A 24,497-nucleotide genomic window follows, 5' to 3' on the forward strand; every position below is an offset into this window, starting at 1 on the left:
AATCCATTTGCCGCAGCAAATGGATTTTGTGTTTTAAATAACCTTGTTTTATCGCTAAAATCACATCTTGCAATCTACTTTTGACAAAACGATATTCCCTTCAAATTTTAGTTGTTTAGTGTCTTTAAACGTCACTTTTCCTTTGTTGTCATCTACAACATCTCCATAACCTTCAACATACGTATTTCCCTTTTTCAAAAAAGCAACTTGACGTATTGACGAAACTCCTTCGGACATAAAAGTATAGTCTGCAAAAAGCGTATCGCCTTTTATTTCTCCCACTAAAGTTCCTTCATTTTTATCTTTTTCAAAAAACTTATAACTCAGTTTTCCAGAAGCAATTTGATTTCCTTTAATATTCAAAGACATAGAAATAGTGTCTTTTTTAATAATTGCACTATAGCATTCTTCTGAAACTGGTTCTTCTACAACTATTTCTTCATTTGGAGCCGGCATTTCTTCCATTTCTTTTTCTTTTTTACAAGAGGCAAAAACACTCATAAAAACGACACTCAATAAAATTACTTTTTTCATAAAATTCAAATTTTAGATTGTATAAATATACTCATTATTGGCTAAGTTTATTTCAAAAAAAAATCCATCAACAAAAGCTGATGGATTTTTATAAATTTAAAATTGTACTAATTTTAGAAACTAAGCGTCTAAATCTACTGTAGTTTTAGCTGCAATTTCTTTGTATGTTCCGTTTACTAATTTCTCACGAATAGCTTCAAAAGCCGTTAGTGTTTCGTCAATATCATCTAATGTATGAGGAGCAGTAGGAATAACACGCAATAAAATCATTCCTTTTGGAATAACTGGATAAATTACGATTGACAAGAAAATACCATAATTCTCTCTTAAGTCATTTACCATTACCATCGCTTCTGGTACACTTCCTTCCAAATAAACTGGTGTAACACAAGTATTGGTATCACCAATATTAAATCCTTTGCTTCTCAAACCATTTTGCAAAGCATTTACATTCTCCCAAAGTTTGTCTTTCAATCCTGGGTTATCACGCAACAATTGCAAACGTTTCAATGAACCAACTGTTTGAATCATTGGTAATGCTTTAGCAAACATTTGCGAACGTAAGTTGTATTTTAAGTAATCGATAATATCTTTATCAGCTGCTACAAAAGCACCAATATTAGCCATCGATTTTGCAAAAGTCGAGAAATAAACATCAATTCCATCTTGACAATCTTGCTCCTCACCTGCTCCAGCTCCTGTTTTACCAAGAGTACCAAAACCGTGAGCATCATCAACCAAAAGACGGAAATTGTATTTCTTTTTCATTTCTACAATCTCTTTCAACTTTCCTTGTTGTCCACGCATTCCAAAAACACCTTCAGTAATAAAAAGGATTCCTCCGCCTGTTTCCGTAGCTATTTTGGTAGCACGTTGCAGGTTTTTCTCCATACTTTCGATATCGTTGTGTTTGTAAGTAAAACGTTTTCCACTATGCAAACGAACTCCGTCAATAATACAAGCGTGCCCATCAACATCATACACAATCACATCATTTCTAGTCACCAAAGCATCAATTATAGAAACCATTCCTTGGTAACCAAAATTCAATAAATAAGCCGATTCTTTCATTACAAAAGCAGCTAATTCATTCTCTAATTGTTCGTGATATTTAGTATGACCACTCATCATACGAGCGCCCATAGGAGCCGCTGCACCAAACTCTAACGCTGCATCCGCATCTGCTTTACGCACTTCGGGATGGTTTGCTAAACCTAAATAATCATTCAAACTCCAATTCAAAACCTCTTTTCCTTGAAATTTCATTCTTGGGCCTAAATCTCCTTCTAATTTTGGAAATACAAAATATCCTTCTGCTTGTGAAGCCCATTTCCCTAACGGTCCTTTATTGTTTTGAATCCTTTCGAATAAATCTTTTACCATGATATATTAAGTAATAATTTTAATTTTAAGAAGTTGCAAAAATAATTATTTAAATTTTATAATGGTATTGAAAGTAAATTTATTTTTCAGGAGCTAATTCCTGCTCTCCACTATATCTTTTGTGTCGTCAAAGAAGATTGCTTCGTCCCTAGCAATGACGGCACAAAAGGATGCCGTTTCGATCAGGGCTAATCCGCAAACTTCGAGTCGTATTCCGTAATAAACTTTGTATATTTGAATAAATATTTCAACATTAGAAATTTATGTCACAAGATACAAAAGAATTAAAACTGGCCGTTCTCATTGATGCTGACAACGTTCCTTACAGCAATGTAAAAGGAATGATGGAGGAAATTGCCAAATTTGGAACACCAACCACCAAACGTATTTATGCCGATTGGACTAAACCCAATGCCGGTGGATGGAAAAGTGTTTTATTGGAACATGCCATTACACCAATCCAGCAATATAGCTATACCGTAGGCAAAAATTCATCGGATTCTGCCATGATTATTGACGCTATGGATTTATTATATTCGGATAAAGTGGATGGTTTTTGTATTGTTTCCAGTGATTCTGATTTTACAAGACTCGCAATACGACTCCGCGAATCCGGTATGAAAGTGATTGGAATTGGAGAACAAAAAACGCCAAATTCATTCATTGTTGCCTGCGACAGATTTATTTATATTGAAGTTTTGGACGGAGCTATCAAAAAGAAATTACCAAAACGAACTGCCTCCGATGCTAAAAAAGCAACTCCAAAAAGCCTGAATAAAATTGATTTACAAACTATAGAATTAATAGAATCTACCATTGAAGACATTGGTGATGATAGTGGTTGGGCATTTCTTGGAGATGTAGGAAACCTTATTGTAAAGAAAAAACCAGAATTCGATCCAAGAAATTATGGTTTTTCTAAACTTACTCCAATGCTAAAATCCCTTACCGATATTCTAGAAATCGACGAGAGAGATTCAGATAAAAAAGGCATCAAACACGTTTATGTACGGTTGCGTTTTAGTTAAACTAAGTTTTTTACCGCACGATATAAAGTGTCATTCTTAATTGGTTTAGATAAATAATGATTCATCCCAATTTCTGCCACACGTAATTTAGTGCTTTCCATCACATCAGCCGTTACTGCAATAATGGGGACAGAAGCATTCGCCGCTCCTGCTTCCCCATTTCTAATCGCTATAGTTGCTTCGTAACCGTCCATTACCGGCATTTGAAGATCCATTAATACAATATCAAAATGGTTTGTTTTAAACGCATCTAAGCATTCCTTACCGTTATTAGCATAAACTACTGTAGTGTTCAACCATTTTTTAGTGATCATTTTAACAACCATCTGATTAATCGGATTATCTTCTACCACTAAAACTGATTTACCTTCTAAATCGTAAACCATAGGCGTAGCTATCACTTCTGTCTTGTTTTCTTGCGGAACTATATCAAAATCAAGAGTAATTATACAAGTTGTGCCTTGATTGACTTTACTTTCCATTTCAATGGTACCGTTCTGCATATCCACTAAAGTCTTTACAATATACAGCCCTAATCCTAGCCCTCCAAACTTTCTCTTATTATCAATACTATTTTGAGAAAATGAATCAAAAATACTATTCATTTTATCTTTAGGAATTCCTACTCCAGAATCTGAAACTGTAAATCTCAAACTTGCACGATTATTTTCCTTGATCTTGCAGTCTATATCAAATTTTACAAACCCTTTAGAAGTGAATTTAATAGCATTATTTAATACGTTATTTACAACTTGAACCAATCGGGTGACATCACCAATTACAAAATCAGGAATCGTATCTGATTTCGAAAATTGAAAATCTAATCCTTGGTCATTAGCTCTATTAACTGCATTATTTTTTAAATTTTCCAGAACTCTCGAGGGATCAAACTTAACGGATTCCAATTTTAATTCCTTTTTCTCTATTTTAGAAAAATCTAAAATATCATTGACAGAACTTAATAAACTATGCGACGAATACTTTATAATTTGGCAATTTTTTCTAATCTTATCATCCTGAACCTCAACAGAAATTGAATCAATCATATTCATAATCGCATTCAAAGGCGTTCTTAATTCATGACTAATATTCGATAAAAAATAGGACTTCAAATCATTCATTTCTTCGGAACGAACCAAAGCAAGTCGATTGAGTTCGTTTTTTTCATTTTTAAGATTTCTGATCAAATTTGCCATTGAAAGCGAAAGGAAAATAACCTCTAAACCGGTGCCTAACTTCGAACTGTTCTCTGTCCAAAAAACAGATGGCAAAACACTAAAGTTTTTTAATATGAAAATAACGAATCCACTAATTAAGAAAAAAACACCAATTGAAAAAAACCTGTCAATCTTTTTTGTCTTGTAATAAACCACTGCAATTGACACAATAATGAGCAATAATAAGAACAATCCTAATACATTAGCAATTGGATATAGGTATTGCAAAGATTTCGGATATACGAACAACGCTGTAATAGAGATTAAATTTAAGGCGTATAAAACATAAAACATTTTATAAATCTTAGAACTATACTTTTTGATATTCAAAAATACTTGCGAATATTTTCCTAAAAAAAAGTTGGCTAACGTAGCAAATATTATTACCGAATGTGAGGATAACCAACCATTATTTGGCGCAAAATATTGGTAAAAATAACCATCAACAGAGAATTGAAGTAATCCTATGAAAGTAACATATAAACTATAGAATAGAAAACTTCTTTCTTTCATTGCAAAATAAAAGAACATGTAAATTATTGCTGTTATGAACAATAAACCATAAAAAACGCCAAAAATAAATTGTTCAAATGAAACTACCTCTAATTCTTTCTCAGCAGACTTCATGTAAATTGGAGCATTTATTACCTCACCATCACTTTTCAAATGAAGATAAAAACGAGTCACCTCATTCGGTTCTAAAACTGGTCTAAATAAAGTTTTTGTAGAGTTTAATGATCGCTCCTTAAAAGGCATCAAATCCCCACTTTTTAACAATTCAATTTTCCCGTTTGGATCAATTATATACAATTCTGCAACATCAACTATTGCCCTGGACGTTTCTATAAATGGACGTATATCACTTTTTGTATTGTTAACAATTTCAAATACAAGCCAATAATTGTCATCCGTAAATCCTAAATCTTTATTTTCAACAAGTAATGGTTCAAATTTTAGAGATTTATCATTAATGATTTCTTGTATAGTATAATTGCGCTGACCTACATTTACAATTTTGGCATATTTGTGTAAAGAAACTATATCTTTAAATAGAGAGTCATTTGCTACATATTGAGCTTTTGTAGAAATGCTTAAAAACAAAAAAATCAGCAAGAATAAAAACGTGCTTAATTGTATTTTATAATTTTTAAAATTCATTTATAATATAATTTATTCCTTCATCTACGTTTAATTAAATCAATTGGTTTTGCATTGATTAAAAAAATTAGACAAATTAAATATTTAACATTTAATAACTTACTTTATAGGCCTCCGGAATTATTTTATAATCTTAAAGTTTTTAAAATAATTTCGAAAAGTAGTTCACAAAACTATTAAAAAATTAGAAAATTCTAAGTAATTTAGAAAAATTTAAACTACAAATAACATGAGGAAGCAATTTTTTATTTTTGGGATAATAATTTTATTTTTAAGTTCAATTATTGCTTACTATTATAAATATAGCATCTTTTTTCCTTTAACAATTTTAGCCATAATTGTCATTGGATTTGCAAACAGCATTCAAACCAAACATGCCATTTTAAGAAACTTTCCTGTTTTGGGTTATTTCAGATATTTATTTGAAATGATTGCTCCGGAAATTCAGCAATATTTCATTGAACGATCCACAGATGGAAAACCATTCTCTAGAAACCAACGTTCTCTTGTATATCAAAGAGCCAAAAATATTGATTCGACAACGCCTTTTGGAACACAATTAAACTTGAATCAATCAAGCTACGAAGGAATCAAACATTCTATTTTCCCTACAGTTGTCAACGAAGAATTACCAAGGGTGCTGGTTGGAGGCCAAGACTGCGCGCAACCTTATCTTGCGTCGCTATTAAACATATCTGCAATGAGTTTTGGTTCTTTAAGCGAAAATGCCATAGTTTCATTAAACAAAGGAGCGCAAAAAGGCAAGTTTTATCACAATACAGGCGAAGGCGGATTAACTGAATTTCATTTGCAAGGAGCCGATGTAACTTGGCAAATAGGAACCGGATATTTTGGTTGCCGTGATGACAGAGGTGGTTTTGACGGAGGCAAATTTACTGAAAAAGCGAACTTACCGGAAGTAAAAATGATTGAAATCAAATTATCACAAGGCGCAAAACCGGGTCATGGAGGTGTTTTACCTGCTGCAAAAAATACCGAACAAATAGCCAAAATAAGAGGTGTGCAACCACACACCACTATCCTTTCTCCTCCCAGCCATTCTGCGTTTTCTGACACTAAAGGTTTAGTAGAATTTATTGCAAAATTACGATTGCTGTCTAATGGAAAACCTATTGGTTTTAAATTATGTATTGGAGAAACCCGTGAATTTGAAATGATTTGCCAAGAAATGATTTCTCAAAATTGCTTTCCTGATTTCATCACCGTTGATGGCGCCGAAGGTGGAACCGGTGCTGCTCCACTAGAATTTGCTGATGGTGTGGGAATGCCATTTGAACCAGCGCTTATTTTTGTAAATAAAACTTTAGTCCGTTATGAAATCAGAGACAAGATACGAGTCATTTGTAGCGGCAAAATCATATCTGGATATTCAATCCTTAGAGCGATAGCCCTTGGAGCAGATATATGCAACAGCGCACGTGGATTCATGTTTTCATTAGGATGTATTCAAGCCTTACGATGCAATAACAACCAATGTCCAACCGGAGTCGCGACACAAGATAAAATGCTGATGAAAGGACTGGTCGTAACGGACAAATCAGAGCGTGTATATCATTTTCATAAAAACACTTTACACGCAGCTAACGAACTTCTTGCTGCTGCAGGCAAAAAAAGTTTTGCCGATGTTGACATTAACATTTTCATGCGTGGTGATGAATTTGCTCATTTATCTGATTTGTATTTCCCTGATAATTTAAAAAGTGTTCAAAAACATTAAAACAAAAAAGGAGGACCTTTAGAGTCCTCCAATTGTCGGTTCTGATTTACCATTATCAACTCATACAATTATAGTAGTATAGCTGACTATTGAATTATCATATCTTATTGCAAGATTGATATACTCAAGTAATTAATCAAAACCACACTCAAAGATACAATCTTATTTCATTCAAAACATTGAAAAACATACGTTTAACTAATAATTAACGCACAAGCTCATCGCATTAGAAATCACAATAAAATAATCATTCCTTACCTTTAAAAATTGTTTTTCTAATTCTTATTTAAAAAAGTAAAATCCTTAGAATTAAACCATAAAAAAAGGAGGTCTTTTTAAAGGACCTCCGATTGTAAATTTTGATTTACCATTTATCAAACATACCGTTCAGTATGAAATGACAATTTGAATACTCTTCTCCTTGCAGATAGTTTTTATTCAAGTGATTAATCAAAACCACACTCAAAGATACAACTTATGTTAGTTAAACAATTAAAATTCAACACTTTAACTATTAATTAACGTACTGAATTTCAATTAATTACAACCGAATATACTTTTAAAATCCAAATACACAGCTATTCTTATTACTATATAGACTCTTCATACAGTTATTCGCACATCATAACACACTGTCTAAAAAAATGTATCTTTGAACTTTAAAATTAAACCCAATAAAATGCAACTTGTTTTCGCTTCCAACAACAAAAATAAAATACTGGAAATACAAAGTATACTTCCTGAAACGATTGAAATTCTTAGTTTAGAAAGTATCGGCTGTTACGAAGATATTCCGGAAACTGCCGCAACAATCGAAGGCAATGCAGTTCTAAAAGCCAATTACGTTACACAAAAATACGGTTACAATTGTTTTGCTGATGATACCGGACTGGAAGTAGATTCCCTGAATGGCGAACCTGGCGTTTACTCTGCAAGATATGCCGGAGAGCAACGTAATGCTGATGATAATATGAATAAATTATTAGAATGCTTATCTGATAAAAATAATCGAAAAGCACAATTCAAAACGGTGATTGCATTGAATTTAAACGGAAAACAGCATCTTTTTACAGGAATTGCACGAGGCGAAATTACGTTAGAAAAATCGGGAGATCAAGGATTTGGTTACGACCCTATTTTCAAACCTGAAGAATATCAAGAAACTTTTGCACAATTATCATTGGCTATTAAAAATAAAATCAGCCACAGAGGAAAAGCTACACAGCAATTAATTGATTTTTTAAAACTGAATAAATAAACGCCTTAAAATAGAACATTTTTATAACAAAAAAACAAATTTCAAGGCGTAATTTCACACTAAAATCCTAAATCAAAACGCACAATTCGCAAATAAAAAATATAACTTTCTGATAATCAAATTATAATAAAACATTAAATCTTAAAATAGCATTAGTTTATATCGATTATTAACAGTAATTTTGCACCCTATTTTAAAAATACATATGAATAAATTTGAACAATTAGGATTGAGTGAATCGTTACTGAAGGCGATTTTAGATCTAGGATTTGAAAATCCGACCGAAGTACAGGAGAAAGCGATTCCCCTATTATTGGAAAAAGACACAGATATGGTTGCGTTGGCTCAGACAGGGACAGGGAAAACGGCAGCTTTTGGTTTTCCAGTTATTCAGAAAATTGATGCCAACAACAGAAATACACAAGCATTAATTTTATCTCCAACACGCGAACTTTGTTTGCAGATTACCAACGAAATTAAAAACTACTCTAAATACGAAAAAGGTATTAATGTGGTAGCAGTTTACGGTGGAGCTAGCATTACAGAACAAGCGAGAGACATAAAGAGAGGCGCACAAATTATTGTGGCAACTCCAGGAAGAATGCAAGACATGATTAATAGAGGATTGGTAAACATCTCTCAAATTAGTTTTTGTATTCTTGACGAAGCTGACGAAATGTTGAACATGGGTTTCTACGAAGATATCGTAAACATCCTTTCTACTACGCCAGACGAAAAAAACACATGGTTATTCTCTGCAACAATGCCTGCTGAAGTAGCACGTATTGGAAAACAATTCATGAAAGACCCAATTGAAATTACAGTTGGTGCTAAAAACTCAGGTTCTGCTACAGTTTCTCACGAATTTTACCTTGTAAATGCACGTGACCGTTACGAAGCTTTGAAGCGTTTAGCGGATGCTAATCCAGACATTTTCTCAGTAGTTTTCTGTCGTACCAAAAGAGATACGCAAGCTGTTGCTGAAAAATTGATCGAAGATGGATACAGCGCTGCTGCTTTGCACGGAGATTTATCTCAAGCGCAACGTGATGGTGTAATGAAATCTTTTAGAGGAAGACAAATCCAAATGCTTGTAGCTACTGACGTTGCTGCTCGTGGAATTGACGTTGATAACATTACTCACGTAGTGAATTATCAATTACCTGACGAAATCGAAACGTACAACCACCGTTCTGGTCGTACAGGTCGTGCTGGAAAATTAGGAACTTCTATCGTAATTGTTACTAAAAGTGAATTGCGTAAGATTTCTTCAATCGAAAGAATCATCAAACAAAAATTCGAAGAAAAAACAATCCCTTCTGGAATTGAAATCTGCGAAATCCAATTGTTACACTTAGCTAATAAAATTAAAGATACAGAAGTTGATCACGAAATTGACAACTATCTTCCTGCAATTAACAGCGTTCTTGAAGGTTTATCGAAAGAGGAATTAATCAAGAAAATGGTATCGGTTGAATTTAATCGTTTTATCAATTACTACAAGAAAACAAGAGATATCTCTAATCAATCTTCAGGTTCTGAAAGACGTGATCGTGATGATAGAGATGGTGCTCCAAGAGAAAACAACAATGGTGGTGCAACAAGATATTTTGTGAACATAGGTTCTAGAGATAACTTTGATTGGATGTCATTGAAGGATTACTTGAAAGAAACATTAGACTTAGGTCGTGATGATGTTTTCAAAGTAGACGTAAAAGAAGGTTTCTCTTTCTTTAACACTGATCCGGAACATACTGATAAAGTAATGGAAGTATTGAACAACGTACAATTAGAAGGACGTAGAATCAATGTTGAAATTTCTAAAAATGACGGTGGCGGAAGACGTGACCATAATGGAAGAAGTTCTGGTGGAAGTTTTGGTGGTGGAAGAAGTTCTGCTCCAAGAAGAGAAGGAAGCTTTGCTCCAAGAAGAGAAGGTTCAGGTGGTGGATTTAGAAGCGACAGAAACTCAGCTCCAAGAGAAGGTGGTTTCAGAAGCGACAGAGGACCAGCTCCAAGAAGAGAAGGTGGTTTTTCATCTGACAGACCTAGAACTGAAGGTTCGTCTGACAGAGCACCAAGACGTTCTGAAAGCTTTGGTGACTCACCAAGACCAAGAAGACCAAGAAGAGACTAACATTCATTGTTAATTTTCTTATAATTATATACTGGAACTACAAAATATTTAATCCTGTTTTATTACTTTTAAAGTCTTAAACCAGTTTATGAAATATTTTGTAGTTTTCTTTTTTTTAGTACTATCCGCGACTGCTTTTGCGCAAGTTAAAGAACCCTCCCAAAAAGTTAATGGTATCATTATCAGCAATACAACTAGACAAGCATTATCTAGTGTAAATATCATTAATATCAATAAAGTTAGAGGTGCAACTACCGATTCAGGAGGATATTTTGAAATAGATGTACAACTGAACGACACGCTTCACATTACAAGTTTAGGATTTCAATCGCTTCGCGTTCGCGTAACCAATGACTGGATAAAAAATAAAAGCACCAAAATTCAACTTACTGAAAAAGCAATTGCACTTGAAGAAGTGGTAATCAGACCATTTAATCTAACAGGATATCTTGAAGTAGACACTAAAATTATCCCCGTTAGAGAAAACTACAGGTATAGTATTTCCGGTTTAACGCAAGGTTATGAAGCAGGGGAATATTCTCCAAATGCTTTTGGAAGAGTGCTTGGTTCTATATTCAATCCAGCGGACATGCTCTATAATTTCTTTGGGAAGAATCCAAAAGAGCTCAAGAAACTGAAAGAAATGAAGAAAGATGATACGGTACGAAACCTTTTGGAATCTAAATTTGACAGAGAAACAATATCAGTTCTTTTAGGTGTTGACAAAAATGAAATTGCCGAAATTCTGCAACGTTGCAACTACTCTGAATCGTTTATAAAAACGGCTAATGATTTACAAATTATGGATGCTATAAGTGGCTGTTACGAAGAATATAAAGTCTTGAAGAAAAAATAAACCCAGTATTCCATTTTACTCAAACAACTAGTTATTTTGGAATAAAAGAATAATTTAATCCCCGATTCCGAAAGTAATTGGGGATTTTTATTTTAAAGCAGTTAAATTTGAGTTTTAATACTCTAAAAGTAAAAACTATGTCTACTATACCTTTTCAAACTATTAATTGGGATTCAATAGAAAAAACTGAACATATCGGAACAACAGGAATAGCGCATTGGCAAACAACTCAATTAGGTGGACTTAGAATTCGTAAAGTAACCTATTCCAAAGATTATCTGGCAGACCATTGGTGCCAAAAAGGACATATTGTGCATTGCCTTGAAGGTGATTTTATTAGTGAATTAGAATCAGGAGAACAAGTCCAGCTTTCAAAAGGAATGACTTATGTAGTTTCAGATGACGCAAGTTCCCATCGCTCTATATCCACTAATGGAGTTGAATTATTAATCATAGATGGGGATTTTTTGAAATAATCTTTAAAATCAATCAAAATATTATATACATTTACTTACATCAAAATTAAAAACAAAATTAAATACCTATATCATGGCAAAAAGTCAAGACGCTAAGAAGACCGTAAAAAAAGAACCTTTAAAAACGGCTAAAGAAAAGAAAGAAGAAAAAAGAGATAAGAAAAACAGTCCTAAAAGAGACTAAAAATTTAGTGTTCAGTATCCAAAAAAAAGTGTCCAGTTTCGTTTATAACTGAACACTTTTTTTTTACACTGAACACTGAATACTATTTCACAGGAATATTAGCTAAAATTTCCAAAACAAATTTCCAAAATTTCTGAGAAGAAGAAATACTGGCTCTTTCATCAGGGGAATGTGCTCCGTGAATCGTTGGTCCAAAAGAAATCATATCCATATCAGGATAATTCGTTCCCAGAATTCCACATTCTAATCCTGCGTGACATGCCACTACTTTTGGTTTTTCACCGTTTTGTTTTTCGTAAATTGGAACTAAAACATCCAAAATCTCTGATTCAGAATTTGGTGTCCAACCCGGATATGCTCCCGAAAACTCTACTTCACAACCCATTAATTCAAAAGCGGAACGCAAAGCATTAGCCAAATCAAATTTGGAGGTTTCTACCGAAGAACGTGTTAAACATTGTACCGAAAGTTGCCCTTCGCCAACAATTACTTTAGCAATATTATTCGATGTTTCAACCAAGTTATCAAAATCAGCACTCATTCTATAAACGCCATTATGAGCTGTATACATTGCTCTTACAAAGTAAAATTGAGCAATTGAAGGCATTACTTTAGCAGGAGTTGCATCCATTTTTTCAAAAACAACTTCTAAATTAGGCTCCGTCGTTTTTAACTCCGTTTTGATTTCGTTTACAATTTGCTGCATGTCAAAAACAAAAGCTTCATCATACACTTCAGCAATAATTACTTTCGCTTGACTTTCACGCGGAATCGCATTACGTAAACTTCCACCTTTTATTTCAGAAATTTGTAACCCAAAATTATCAAAACCATCAAATAACAATCGGTTCATGATTTTATTGGCATTACCCAATCCTTTGTGAATATCCATTCCGGAATGCCCACCTTTCAAGCCTTTTACAGTAATCGTATATCCTACAGAACCTTCCGGAGTTTCTTCTTCATCATATTCAGCAGTAGCCGTCACATCAATTCCTCCCGCACAACCAATATCTATTTCGTCATCTTCTTCGGTATCTAGATTCAAAAGAATTTGACCTTGTAAAATACCTCCTTTTAAGTTCAACGCTCCTGTCATTCCTGTTTCCTCATCGATTGTAAACAAAGCTTCTATCGCAGGATGTGGAATATCCGTACTTTCTAAGATTGCCATGATAGCAGCAACTCCAAGACCGTTATCAGCACCAAGAGTTGTTCCGCAAGCACGAACCCAATCTCCATCCACATACATATCGATTCCTTGTGTATCAAAATCAAAAACGGTATCCGAATTTTTTTGATGCACCATATCCAAATGTCCTTGAAGTACAATTGCTTTTCGGTTTTCCATTCCAGCAGTTGCCGGTTTACGGATAATTACGTTGCGAATTTCATCTTCAAAAGTCTCTAATCCAAGGTTATTTCCGAAATTTTTCATAAACTCAATCACACGCTCTTCTTTTTTAGAAGGACGCGGTACGGCGTTTAAATCGGCAAACTTATTCCAAAGTGCTTTTGGCTCCAGATTTCTTATTTCTTGACTCATTTATTTTTGTTTGAGGTTTAACATTTACAAAGCCCAAAGTTACAAAGTTTAAATTCTTTATCGATACTAATTGATATTGTAATTATATTTACACTACTAAAATTCATGCTGTGCGAACAAAATATTTCCTTTCTTTCTTTCTTTTTGTCCAAATATTAATTTTGCAGGTGCTACCTTATTTTCCGCTACAAGTGGAACAGTTTTACAGTAATGGTTTTTATCCGGTACTTTCAAAATTCTCAAGATTAGCATTGGGAAGCATTCCATTTTCTTTGGGAGATGTAATGTATATTATTGTTATTGGTTTTGTTTTAAAATGGTTTTGGAACCAACGAAAATCTTGGAAGTTAAAATGGAAAAGCAATATATTATCCATATTAAGTTTTGTTTCGGTGTTCTATTTCTTGTTTCATTCTCTTTGGGCGTTTAATTATTACCGCCAACCGCTTTTTGAAAAAATGGAGATTAAAAAAGACTATTCAGATGCTGATTTATTGGTTTTCACCAAAAAGTTAATCGCTAAAACAAACGCTATACAAAAGCAGATTACAAAAAATGATAGTTTAAAAGTAGTGTTCCCGTACACACAAGATCAGGTTTTTAAGATGAATTTGAATGGTTACAAAAAACTAGCTGAAGAATATTCGTATTTCACTTACAACCATTTAAGCACCAAGAAATCACTTATCAGTTTGCCTTTGACCTACATGGGTTTTGGTGGTTATCTGAATCCGTTTACCAATGAAGCACAGGTTAATCATCTGGGTCCAATGTACAGTTTCCCCATGACTACCAATCATGAAATGGCGCATCAAATGGGTTTTGCCAGCGAAAGTGAATGCAACTTTATTGGTTTTTTAGCTTCCATAAAAAATGAAAATGCATACATTCAATATTCAGGCTACAGTATGGCTTTGCGTTATTGTTTGAGTAATTGGCAAGTTCGAGACGAAAAAATTTTCAAAGAACTACTCAAAACAATTCATCCCGGAATTTTGAAAAACTACAAAGAAAGTGAGTATTTTTGGAAACAGTATGACACTATAATAGACAAAGGTTTTCATGCTTTTTACGATAGATTTCTGAAAATAAACCAGCAAAAAGACGGTTTAGAAGGCTATAGTAAATTTGTAAATTTGATGGTGAATTATTATAAGGAAAAAAAGTTATGAGTTAAGAATTTTAATGCATATAACCCTTAAAAAAATTATATTTTTTCCAGTAACAAACCTGTAGCTGTAAGTCCAGGTCCAAATGCCATCGCTACAATTTTCTTACCTGATTCAATGTTTGGATCGTTTACAATTTCGTTAAAAATATGAGGAATCGTGGCCGAAGACATGTTCCCTTGACGACGTAAAATCTCATAAGACCAATTCGCTTGTTCTTTAGCCAATCCAATTGCATCTATAACATAATCAATGATTTTTGGTCCACCCGGATGTATCGCAAAATGCATATTCCCTTTTTGCTGTTCAAGATCAACATTCCCTTTTTTACAAAGTGTAGTCAAAAAAGGTTTGATATTTTTACGTATAAAAACAGGCACTCGTTTAGACAAGGTCATCAAAAAATTATATTCTCCTAAATCCCAAGACATATCCTCTAATGAATCCGGTATAATGACTTCATGAGAGGCAATAATTCGCAGTCCTTTTTTCTCAGGAAACGAATCATCATTCAGGAAAGATTCTTCATCAAATAGGGAATAACCAATAAATCCATCAGCAAAAAGAGAGCAAATCATAATATTTGAATTCGAAAATTCAGTCAGATTTAAGTGCGCCGATAATAATTCTGTATGAACTACATCAACCCTACCTTTAGTTGTACTGGCACACAGCAAACTTCTTCCTGTACGAATTGCTGGAAAAGCTCCATAACAACCCATGTGATAGGAATGTGTGACTTGTACTGTTTCCCAATCTCTTTCTATAACGGCTTCTTGAGCTACACTTGGCGAAGAATATCCGGAACAAGTGACATGTATGAGATTTTCCGGACTGGTATTTGTTTTTAAATAAAATTGATCAAAAACATATCCCATTTTCCTTTTGAACCATTCCATTCGAACCTCGATTTTTGGCCCATAAAGATTTCCGGATTTGACTTCGAAACCTGAAGGAAAATGATATCCTGAAGGCGAAGTAATTTCCATAATATGTTCAATAAAATCCTCTACTTCTTCAAAAATAATACTTTGTCTGCTATTAATGTTTTCAGAAGAAACAGCATACTTATCTACTTGATCAGATATAAGCTCAAAAGTAATAGGTTCATTATCAAAAGCTCCATTTCCAGTTACACCTGATTTTGGAAGATTTTGAAAATGATAATACAGAAATTTTGTGTACTGATTTAGCTTTTTTTGATCAATCAATTTACCCACTAAAATTGGATGAAAATTGGAAAGTATAACGCTTTTCATTAACTTTTGAATTTTAATTGAAATATAAAATTAAATCAAAAATCATCCAAAAAAATCAAATTAATAAAAATGCAATTTTTAAAAAACATAAGTAGTTGATTTACAATTACTTATAAATATTATAATTTTGTTAAAAAACTGAATACCAGATAGTTATAAGAATTACTCTACACAATCATTAATCACTGATTATCAAGTATGTAAGAATAAAAATACAACACTAAAGCTGTTGTTTTTAAAGTATAAATTTTCCTGATTTTAAAAATTAATTAAACTTCATCACTTGTAAATGTGGTGAAACTTTTCTTTTTATAAGGCCTGATAATCAAACGCCCTTCACGATCAAAACGAATGTAATTATAGACCCAATTTAAGAAAACTACAGCTTTATTTTTGAATCCAATAAGTGAAAACAAGTGTACAAACATCCACACAAACCATGCGAAAACGCCGTTGAAATGGTATTTAGGCAAATCGACTACCGCTTTATTCCTTCCTATGGTTGCCATAGAACCTTTGTCATTGTATTCAAAAGCTTCCATGGGTTTGTTTTCAATTAATTTTATTAAATTTTCACCTAATAATTCCCCTTGTTGCATTGCAGGTTGCGCCATCATGGGATGTCCTTGTGGATACATTTCAGATTCCATGGAGGCGATATCACCTACGGCAAAAATATTACTATATCCTGCGACCTGATTGTATTCATTTACCCGAATACGTTCTACTTTTTCAACCAAAGATTCTGCATCTAAACCAGCTACAAGAGCACCTTGAACACCCGCAGTCCAGATTACTGTTGCGGTTTCAAAAGATAAATCGGAATTTGTGGTTATGGTGCGTCCATCATAATTAGTGACGCGAACGTTTTTCCAAATTTTCACACCTAAACTGATTAGAAATTTTTCGGCAGCTTGAGAGGATTCTTCACTCATCGTATTTAGAATTCTGTCACCACTTTGAATCAGATTGATTTCCATTTTAGCAATATCGAGATCCGGATAATCTTTTTGTAGAATGGCTTTTTTCATTTCGGCCAAAGCGCCAGAAAGCTCTACTCCTGTTGGTCCGCCACCTACTAGTACAAAATTAATCAGGCTATTTTGTTCGGCTACATCGGTGGTTAAAACGGCTTGCTCAAAATTTTCAAGAATCAGACTTCGAATATTGAGCGATTGCGGTATGGTTTTCATGGCCATACTGTTACGTTCAATTTCTTTGTTGCCAAAATAATTAGTTTTAGAACCAGTGGCAATGACTAAATAATCATACTTTAATTCACCTATTTCAGTGATTATTTTTTGATTTTTAGTATCGATTTCTTGGACATTGGTGAGTCTAAAATAAATGTCATCGTATTCTTGAATTACTTTTCGGATTGGGTACGCTATAGAACCTGCTTCGAGCCCGCCTGTAGCAACTTGATATAATAGAGGCTGAAAAGTATGGTAATTGTGTTTGTCTAAAAGAACAACCTGTACTTTTTTATTTTTTAGCTTTTTGGCTAATGCGATTCCTGCGAAACCTCCGCCAATGATTACTATTCTGGGTAAAGTTGAATTTGGGATGTTCATATTTAAAAAAGTTTTGAATTGTTGATACTCAAAGATACAATGTTTTCTACTTTTGAATTTCATCAAATAGTATCGAAATTTTTGTTTTTTGGAAAAGGTCTTCAGAAAACTAAACGTGTAAATTAGCCCCGATAGTCCCGAAGCTTCGGGAGAAATCCTTTCTAGTCCTGAACTTGTTTCAGGATCCTGAAACAAGTTCAGGACTAGAAAGATTGTAATGTACAGCGGGACGAGTCATAATAATGGAATGAATACCGTGTGCTACAGATTACTTTGAACCTCACAATGACAAATTTGAGAAGTATTATTTTATTCCTTAATTTGTAACAAAATCTACTTTTGAATTACTAACGTATATATGAGTGATAATCTAGAACATTCTTTTGTAAAGCAGTTGCAGGAAAATCAGAATATAATCCACAAGATTTGTAGGTTGTATACTAATGGCGATGATGCTCATAAGGATTTGTTTCAGGAAATTACGATTCAGTTATGGAAGGCTTTTCCAAAATTCAGGGGCGACAGTAAATTTTCTACATGGGCCTATCGAGTCGCGCTGAATACAGCGATTACTTTGTACCGAAAAACAAAACGATCCATAAATACTATTGAATTTGAAGGGCGACAACATTTCCTGAATGATGTGGAATACGATTATGAGGAGGAAGAACAATTAAAATTAATGTATAAAGCAGTTTACCAGCTGAATGATATTGAAAAAGCGTTGATATTTATGTATCTGGAAGATAAAGATTATCAGGAAATATCAGAAACATTGGGAATTAGTGAAGTAAATGCAAGGGTGAAAATGAATAGAATTAAAGGAAAATTAAAAAAAATATTAAATCCATTAGGCGTATGAAAGAGTTGGATTTATTAAAAAAAGACTGGCAGAAGAATACTAATTCTTTTGAGCAAGTATCGGAAATCGAGATTTACAAAATGATACATAAAAAATCATCTTCGATTGTGAAGTGGATTTTGATTATTAGTATTTTGGAAGTTTTATTGTGGACCTGTTTAAGTCTATGTTTTAACAGTGATGATTATTTAATTAAAATGAAACATCCTGAGTTAATTCAATACTTTGAAGTGTTTACTTATTTTAATTATGGTGTGATACTGTTTTTTATCTATTTATTTTATAAAAATTACAAAATTATCTCGACCACCGCTTCTACAAAACAATTAATGTCTGACATTTTAAAAACCCGAAAAACGGTTCAATATTATGTTTGGTATAATCTGGGAATGTTAGTGGTTAGTTTAATTATAGGGTTTATAATTGCATTTGTCTATAATCCCGAGATGAGTGTTTTGAAAGATAAAATCGCGACCAACGGTAAGGTCATGGCAATAACAATAGGATTCTTGATACTTACAACTTTAGTATTCTTTGGAGCATTCTGGCTGTTTTACAGAGTTGTATATGGCATACTGCTTAGAAGATTGTATGCTAATTATAAAGAATTAAAAAAGATAGATTTATAAAAAAAGAGTTCGCTACGGCGAACTCTTTTTTTTATTTTAATACTCCCATTTTCGTAATCGATTCAACTCTTCCTGTTCTTTAATTTCTTCAGCAGGAATAACTTTTAGGAATGAAGGATGTTGCTCAATTGCATATTCTACTTTTTCTACAATTTCTTCAATGGTATCATTATCATAATCAATATCCAGAGGTTCTTTGATGATAAAGGACTGCAGGATTCCTTTTTTCTTCATTCGAATTCCTTTTTTGTCAAACGAACGACGGAAACCGTCAATAACGATAGGCACCACAATAGGCCTGTGTTGTTTGATAATATGAGCCGTTCCTTTACGAACCGGTTTAAACGATTTTGTTGTCCCTTGTGGGAAAGTGATTACCCAACCATCAGCTAGAGCAATTTTAATATTCTCAGTATCGTTAGGGTTAATATCTTTTTTCTCCTGGACATCAACTCCTTTAGCACGCCAAGTACGCTCTACAGAAATTGCTCCGGCATACGCCATGATTCTTGGCAATAATCCCGCCTGCATAGTTTCTTTGGCAGCAACATAATAGATATTCATTTTAGGTTGCCACAAATAGCAAACATTCTTAATCGTATCATCGCGGCCACTCAAACTTGCATTAAAAACGTGAAACATAGCAACGACATCCGCAAAATAGGTTTGGTGATTGGAAATAAAAAGTACGTTATTGTCCGGTAAATTCCTGATAATTTCCGAACCTTCAATTTGTAATTCATTAAATCCTCTATACCGTCTATGCGTCATGGCTCCAAAGATTCGGATTAGCCATTTTTTTATAAATAATATGTGCCCGAAAGGATTTCTCTTCAACAATCCCATAAAATTGTGTATTTTTTTGTGAATTTGGATTACAAACTTACGAAATTTATATTTGAAGTTGGTATTTGAACTCAACAGAACAATTTGAAAAACCCAACCAATTAATTCGCTCTTTTCTAACACAGAATATTAAAATTTACTATCCTAGAACCTCTTTCAAAACCTCTTTTAACTCACTCAACATCATTGCTGTAGCACCCCAAACAATATGTTCCTCAATTTTAAAAGCCGGAATACTGATGTTATCAGCGTAGGAAGTTGTCAAATTTGTATCTACTACAAGTGCATCGTCTAAAAAAACTGACAAAGGCAACTCGATTATATTTGCAACTTCCGAAGGTTGCGGTATAAACACCAATTCTTCTTTACTGATACCCAAAAAAGGATGTACCATAAAGTTACTTGGCGGAATATATAATTCTGTAAAAGGTTTAAGGATTTCAATTTTATCCGGATGAATTCCTACCTCTTCATGCGTTTCCCGAAGTGCCGTTTGAGCAAAATTCTCATCTTCGAATTCGTACTTACCTCCCGGAAATGCAATTTGAGCAGAATGAACTCCTTTATAGGAATTTCGGACGATTAATACCAAATGTGTCGTATCCTTTTTAGGATAAAAAAGCATCATTACTGCTGCAATTCTTGGCTTTTTATCTTCAATATTGATATTCTTTAAGCTTTCCAATCGTTCTAAAGGCGCCATTTTTACATGCGCGTCAAAAGCTGGAAGCCTTGCTTCAATTAATTTAGGAACATACTGTAAAAATTCTTGAAAATCCATAATCAAAGTCTATTTTTGCATATAAAACAGCATATAAATATAGTTTAGAAAATACAATTGCACAAGTTTTTCTATAACCAAAAAGTCATCACAAATGTACAGCAAAGAAGAAACACAAAGATTAAAACGAGAATTCTGGGTTGCTTTCGCAGAAAAATATCCTCGAAAATGGGTATTATACGATACTAAAATCAAGGATTTTTCTTTTAAATTTTATGTGGACAATAAAAAAGCTCAAGTTTTAATAGATATTGAACATCGAAGTGATGAAAAAAGAATTGCTTATTTTGAAAAACTGGAAGCGCTAAGAAATATTCTCGACGAGGATTTCATCAAAGACTTGGTTTTCGAAAAAGAATACACACTGGAAAGTGGCAAAACAATCAGTAGGATTTGGGTTGAAAAACTAGGAGTTGGGGTGAGTAATCGCAACTATTGGGATGAAATATTTGACTTCTACAATGAAAAAATGAATGCTCTGGAATTGTTTTATTCAGAGTATGATGATTTTATAAAGGATATTGTGTAACACACCTTTATAAAAACATTTATTTTCTTACAAATGTCAGTATTTTTTTTATATTTGATAAACTCCTATCCTAAATGAAAAAAATATTTTTTGCCATACTTATCGGCTATTTTTCGAAAACGTATTCTCAAACTGACTACTCCATTGTATACGATAATGATGCAATAATAAATAAAGGCATTACACTTTACGATACAGAAAAATACAATGAGGCAATAATTGAATTTGATAAAATCATGTCAATTGATCCTAAATTTCTCAATGCACAATATGAAAAAATATTATCTCTTTCTGCTTTAGAAAAAAAAGAGGAATTAAAAGTACTTTTAGAAGATCTGTACAAAAAGGATAAAATGCATGAACTTCCTTCACTTTACACCCTTTACGGAAGCTTCTTGAGCGATGAAAAAGAATACGAAAAATCAGAAAAAATCTTTGAAGAAGGAGAAAAATACCTTTCAAATTCTTCTAATTTTCTATACAATTTTGCGCTTTTATATCTTAGAAAAGAGGAAAATCAAAAATGCGTCAATCTTTTAAAACGTGTCATAACAAATGATCCAAATCATGCTTCTTCACATTATCTATTAGGATTAATTGCATTTGATAACGGAAAAATAACAGAAGGTACATTAGCTTTAATGAGTTATTTAATTATTGCTCCTAATGGGCGTAATGCAGAAAAAGCAATATTAAAATTGAATGCTAAATTTGGTGAAAATTATTTAGCAGATAACAAATTAGTTTTTTCTAAATCAGGTGATAATTTTGAAGAAATAGAAACTATTCTTAGAAATCAATTGCCTTTAAAAAGCGCTTATAAAATAAAATCAAAAATTGATGATGTTGTTATTCGTCAAGTACAAGCTGTCGCAGAATATACCTTAGAACATAAAATGGGAGACGGTTTTTTTGAAACGACTTACATTCCTTGGGTCAAAAATCTCATACAGCGAAATCAATTTGAAGGATTTTCATATTACATGCTCCTTTCAATGGAAAGTAAATTAGGAAAAAAACTTAGCGAGCAAAAGAAAAAGATAAACACTTTTAATGAAGATTATGTGTTGAAAGAATTTTGGTCTTTTTATGCAAAAAGAACCCTGAATCTTTTTGGAAATTCTCAAGAAGTTATTGTCAGTTTAAAAAACAACAAACCATACCTTATTGGTTCGCAAATAAACGGTAAAAAAGAAGGAAAATATAAATACCTGAATGAAGATGGTAATCTAAATGGGGATCTGAATTTTCAAAATGATGCTTTGGAGGGAATACAAAAATATTATGACGAAAAAGGAAATCTGACGGAAGAAAAATCTTTTTCTAATAATAAACTAAACGGAACAAGGACTACCTATTTCTCTAATAGTTCAGTTAATTTAATTGAAAATTACAAAGACGATTTATTGGAAGGAATTAGCACATCGTATTACCCAAATGGTGGAAAACAATGTGAAATTAATTTCACAAATGGTGAGCGGGACGGAAAATTTATTTGTCTGTATGAAAACGGAACACAAAAATCAAATATGCTGTACTCAAAAGGCAAATTGAACGGTGCCGTTTTGAACTATAATGAATTAGGCGATTTAATTGATAGTTCTAATTACATAAGCGATCAAATCGAAGGAGATTATTTTGAATATTACGATGGAAAAACGATTAAAACACAATCTTCATATAGCGATGGAAAAAATAAAAATTCCTATAAAAGTTTTTACAGTAATAGCATTTTAGAAAAAGAAAACACTTTTGAAAACGGGAAAATAAAAACTGCAACTGATTTTTTTGCAAATGGAAAAAAATCGACCGAATCGTTATACAATGAGAATGAAGAACTGGAATCCTACAGTTATTTCGACACCGATAACAATAAATATTTTGAGGAAAAATATAAATCTGGAGAATTAAAATCCGGACTTCAATTTTCTGAAAGCAATCTAAAACCTGTAGCAATCAATTTAACTAAAAACACCTTTGAACTAAACAATTTCAAAGGGGTATTATTAGTTTCCGGAACATTCGAAAAAGGTAAAAAAGCTAATGAATGGAACCATAATTACGAATCAGGGGTATTGAGATTAAAAGAATTTTACAGTAACGGAAAACGAAATGGACTTAGTACTGATTACTACAAAAACAGCTTGTTAAACAGTATTAAAAACTACACTAATGATACTATTAATGGAACATATGAAGTGTATGAAGAAGGATTATTAGATCAAACTTTTAACTATGTCAAAGGATATCAGAATGGTCCGTCCAAGACCTTTTATGCGGACGGAAGAATAAAAACAGAAGGATATTTTACAGATGGTAATTTGAATTTTGAAAAAAGGACATATTGGCAAAATGGTTCTGTAGCCAAAAAAGAAAATTACATCAATAATTACAAATCGTCGCTTCTTAGCTATAACACAAAGGGAGAATTAGAAAATGATTTCAATTACAAAAACAAAACAGGAAAATTCACCTTTAGCTATAATAATGGGACAATTATAGAAGTTTGTAATATGGTAAACGGAAAATTAAATGGGAAGTATACAATCAAAGACAAGCTCAATATGCCAATTGCTGAATACGAATATGCAAATGACTTATTAAACAATACTTACAAAACCTACAATCCGCTTGGAACTATACATTCAGAAAGAATTTACTATTGCGGAAAAATTAATGGGACATATAAACAAAATGACTTGGTAGGCAATATACGATTAAGTGACGAGAATACATTTGGTGAAGAAAACGGAAAGACTACCCGTTATTATCATACAAAATCAAAAATGACAGAATACAATATAATAAATGGAGTTGTCGAAGGTGAACAAGTATATTACAATCAAAAAGGGGATGCTATTTTAATTTTGGGATATAATAGCAATAACCTTTCATATTATATTCGTAAAAGTAAAACAGGTGCGTTGGATGAAAAGATAGAAGTTATTGGAGAAACTGCTGAAATTATTTCTTTGTATCCAAATGGAAAAACAGCCATTCAAATGCAGTTTGTAAAAGGGAGTTTAGAAGGGGAATTTATCATTAACAACAACGAAGGGAAACCAGAATTTGAATGTGCTTATACGACTAATTTATTGAATGGAGAACGAATAGAATATTATGCAAATGGCGCTATTTATAAAAAAGAACATTTCATCAAAAACAACTATGAAGGTTCTCAAGAATACTTCAAAGAAGACAAAAAACCATGGCTGACTGCAATGTATAAAAATGATGAATTACACGGAAACACTTTAATTTACAATGATGGAAAGTTAGTACTAACAAAAAAATATGATTCAGATGAATTGGTTGAAATTATTAAATAAAACT

General features: G+C 32.8%; 19 protein-coding genes. 11 read left to right on the forward strand and 8 right to left on the reverse strand.

The annotated features are described in order from the left end of the window. Nucleotides 1–60: 60 nt before the first annotated feature. Both C8C87_RS10415 and C8C87_RS10420 read right to left on the reverse strand, forming a co-directional pair. Nucleotides 61–534 carry a hypothetical protein gene (locus tag C8C87_RS10415; protein WP_121342562.1) on the reverse strand — a complete coding sequence of 158 codons (474 nt, stop codon included), beginning with the start codon at nt 532–534 and terminating at the stop codon, nt 61–63. Nucleotides 535–654: 120 nt separating this feature from the next. After that, the gene (locus C8C87_RS10420) at nt 655–1,917 is read right to left on the reverse strand and encodes a pyridoxal phosphate-dependent aminotransferase family protein (RefSeq protein WP_099714739.1); all 1,263 of its coding nucleotides are present in this window, start codon (nt 1,915–1,917) and stop codon (nt 655–657) included. A gap of 263 nt (nt 1,918–2,180) precedes the next feature. Between C8C87_RS10420 and C8C87_RS10425 the strand changes: the two genes are divergently transcribed. After that, nucleotides 2,181–2,945: an NYN domain-containing protein gene (locus C8C87_RS10425; RefSeq protein ID WP_099714738.1), complete on the forward strand. Its 765-nt coding sequence runs from the start codon at nt 2,181–2,183 to the stop codon at nt 2,943–2,945. Here the strand turns inward: C8C87_RS10425 and C8C87_RS10430 are convergent. After that, on the reverse strand, nt 2,942–5,320 hold the full coding sequence (locus C8C87_RS10430) for a hybrid sensor histidine kinase/response regulator (protein ID WP_121342563.1): 2,379 nt from the start codon (nt 5,318–5,320) through the stop codon (nt 2,942–2,944). The two genes, C8C87_RS10425 and C8C87_RS10430, sit on opposite strands and share 4 nt — an antisense overlap. A 229-nt stretch (nt 5,321–5,549) precedes the next feature. Between C8C87_RS10430 and C8C87_RS10435 the strand changes: the two genes are divergently transcribed. The 5 genes from C8C87_RS10435 to C8C87_RS10455 all read left to right on the forward strand — a co-directional run bounded on the left by C8C87_RS10435 (nt 5,550) and on the right by C8C87_RS10455 (nt 11,785). Further along, nucleotides 5,550–7,058, forward strand: a complete 1,509-nt coding sequence (locus C8C87_RS10435) for an FMN-binding glutamate synthase family protein (protein ID WP_121342564.1) — start codon at nt 5,550–5,552, stop codon at nt 7,056–7,058. A 679-nt stretch (nt 7,059–7,737) separates the two neighbouring features. After that, nucleotides 7,738–8,316: a non-canonical purine NTP diphosphatase gene (locus tag C8C87_RS10440; RefSeq protein ID WP_121342565.1), complete on the forward strand. Its 579-nt coding sequence runs from the start codon at nt 7,738–7,740 to the stop codon at nt 8,314–8,316. A gap of 205 nt (nt 8,317–8,521) precedes the next feature. Further along, a complete protein-coding gene (locus tag C8C87_RS10445) occupies nt 8,522–10,453 on the forward strand; it encodes a DEAD/DEAH box helicase (RefSeq protein WP_099714734.1) in 1,932 nt (643 codons plus the stop codon). A gap of 88 nt (nt 10,454–10,541) precedes the next feature. Next, a complete protein-coding gene (locus tag C8C87_RS10450; RefSeq protein ID WP_099714733.1) occupies nt 10,542–11,309 on the forward strand; it encodes a carboxypeptidase-like regulatory domain-containing protein in 768 nt (255 codons plus the stop codon). Nucleotides 11,310–11,446: 137 nt separating this feature from the next. Then, complete coding sequence (locus C8C87_RS10455) at nt 11,447–11,785, forward strand: DHCW motif cupin fold protein (protein WP_099714732.1); 339 nt, start codon at nt 11,447–11,449, stop codon at nt 11,783–11,785. A gap of 266 nt (nt 11,786–12,051) precedes the next feature. Here the strand turns inward: C8C87_RS10455 and C8C87_RS10465 are convergent, their stop codons facing one another. Continuing rightward, entirely contained in the window at nt 12,052–13,515 is a 1,464-nt protein-coding gene (locus C8C87_RS10465; RefSeq protein WP_121342566.1) for an aminoacyl-histidine dipeptidase, read from the reverse strand. Between the two features lie 161 nt (nt 13,516–13,676). Between C8C87_RS10465 and C8C87_RS10470 the strand changes: the two genes are divergently transcribed. Further along, nucleotides 13,677–14,687 carry a DUF3810 domain-containing protein gene (locus C8C87_RS10470; protein ID WP_369869809.1) on the forward strand — a complete coding sequence of 337 codons (1,011 nt, stop codon included), beginning with the start codon at nt 13,677–13,679 and terminating at the stop codon, nt 14,685–14,687. Nucleotides 14,688–14,722: 35 nt separating this feature from the next. Here C8C87_RS10470 and C8C87_RS10475 read toward each other — a convergent pair whose 3' ends face one another. Beyond that, entirely contained in the window at nt 14,723–15,943 is a 1,221-nt protein-coding gene (locus C8C87_RS10475) for a 3-oxoacyl-[acyl-carrier-protein] synthase III C-terminal domain-containing protein (protein WP_099714728.1), read from the reverse strand. 269 nt (nt 15,944–16,212) lie between these two features. Next, nucleotides 16,213–17,517: an NAD(P)/FAD-dependent oxidoreductase gene (locus tag C8C87_RS10480; protein WP_121343347.1), complete on the reverse strand. Its 1,305-nt coding sequence runs from the start codon at nt 17,515–17,517 to the stop codon at nt 16,213–16,215. A gap of 358 nt (nt 17,518–17,875) precedes the next feature. On the opposite strand from C8C87_RS10480, the gene C8C87_RS10485 reads away from it, so the two are divergent. Both C8C87_RS10485 and C8C87_RS10490 read left to right on the forward strand, forming a co-directional pair. Continuing rightward, a complete protein-coding gene (locus C8C87_RS10485; protein ID WP_099714727.1) occupies nt 17,876–18,379 on the forward strand; it encodes an RNA polymerase sigma factor in 504 nt (167 codons plus the stop codon). After that, entirely contained in the window at nt 18,376–19,008 is a 633-nt protein-coding gene (locus C8C87_RS10490; RefSeq protein WP_121342568.1) for a hypothetical protein, read from the forward strand. The genes C8C87_RS10485 and C8C87_RS10490 overlap by 4 nt, the downstream gene beginning before the upstream one ends. Before the next feature lie 36 nt (nt 19,009–19,044). Here C8C87_RS10490 and C8C87_RS10495 read toward each other — a convergent pair whose 3' ends face one another. Further along, a complete protein-coding gene (locus C8C87_RS10495) occupies nt 19,045–19,854 on the reverse strand; it encodes a 1-acyl-sn-glycerol-3-phosphate acyltransferase (RefSeq protein ID WP_099714725.1) in 810 nt (269 codons plus the stop codon). 139 nt (nt 19,855–19,993) lie between these two features. Then, the gene (locus tag C8C87_RS10500; protein WP_121342569.1) at nt 19,994–20,635 is read right to left on the reverse strand and encodes a CoA pyrophosphatase; all 642 of its coding nucleotides are present in this window, start codon (nt 20,633–20,635) and stop codon (nt 19,994–19,996) included. 94 nt (nt 20,636–20,729) lie between these two features. On the opposite strand from C8C87_RS10500, the gene C8C87_RS10505 reads away from it, so the two are divergent. After that, a complete protein-coding gene (locus C8C87_RS10505) occupies nt 20,730–21,164 on the forward strand; it encodes a DUF4268 domain-containing protein (protein ID WP_121342570.1) in 435 nt (144 codons plus the stop codon). Nucleotides 21,165–21,238: 74 nt separating this feature from the next. After that, on the forward strand, nt 21,239–24,493 hold the full coding sequence (locus C8C87_RS10510) for a toxin-antitoxin system YwqK family antitoxin (RefSeq protein ID WP_121342571.1): 3,255 nt from the start codon (nt 21,239–21,241) through the stop codon (nt 24,491–24,493). The last annotated feature ends 4 nt before the right edge of the window (nt 24,494–24,497 follow it).

The organism is Flavobacterium sp. 120, assembly GCF_003633605.1.
GTDB classification, from domain to species: Bacteria; Bacteroidota; Bacteroidia; order Flavobacteriales; family Flavobacteriaceae; genus Flavobacterium; species Flavobacterium algoritolerans.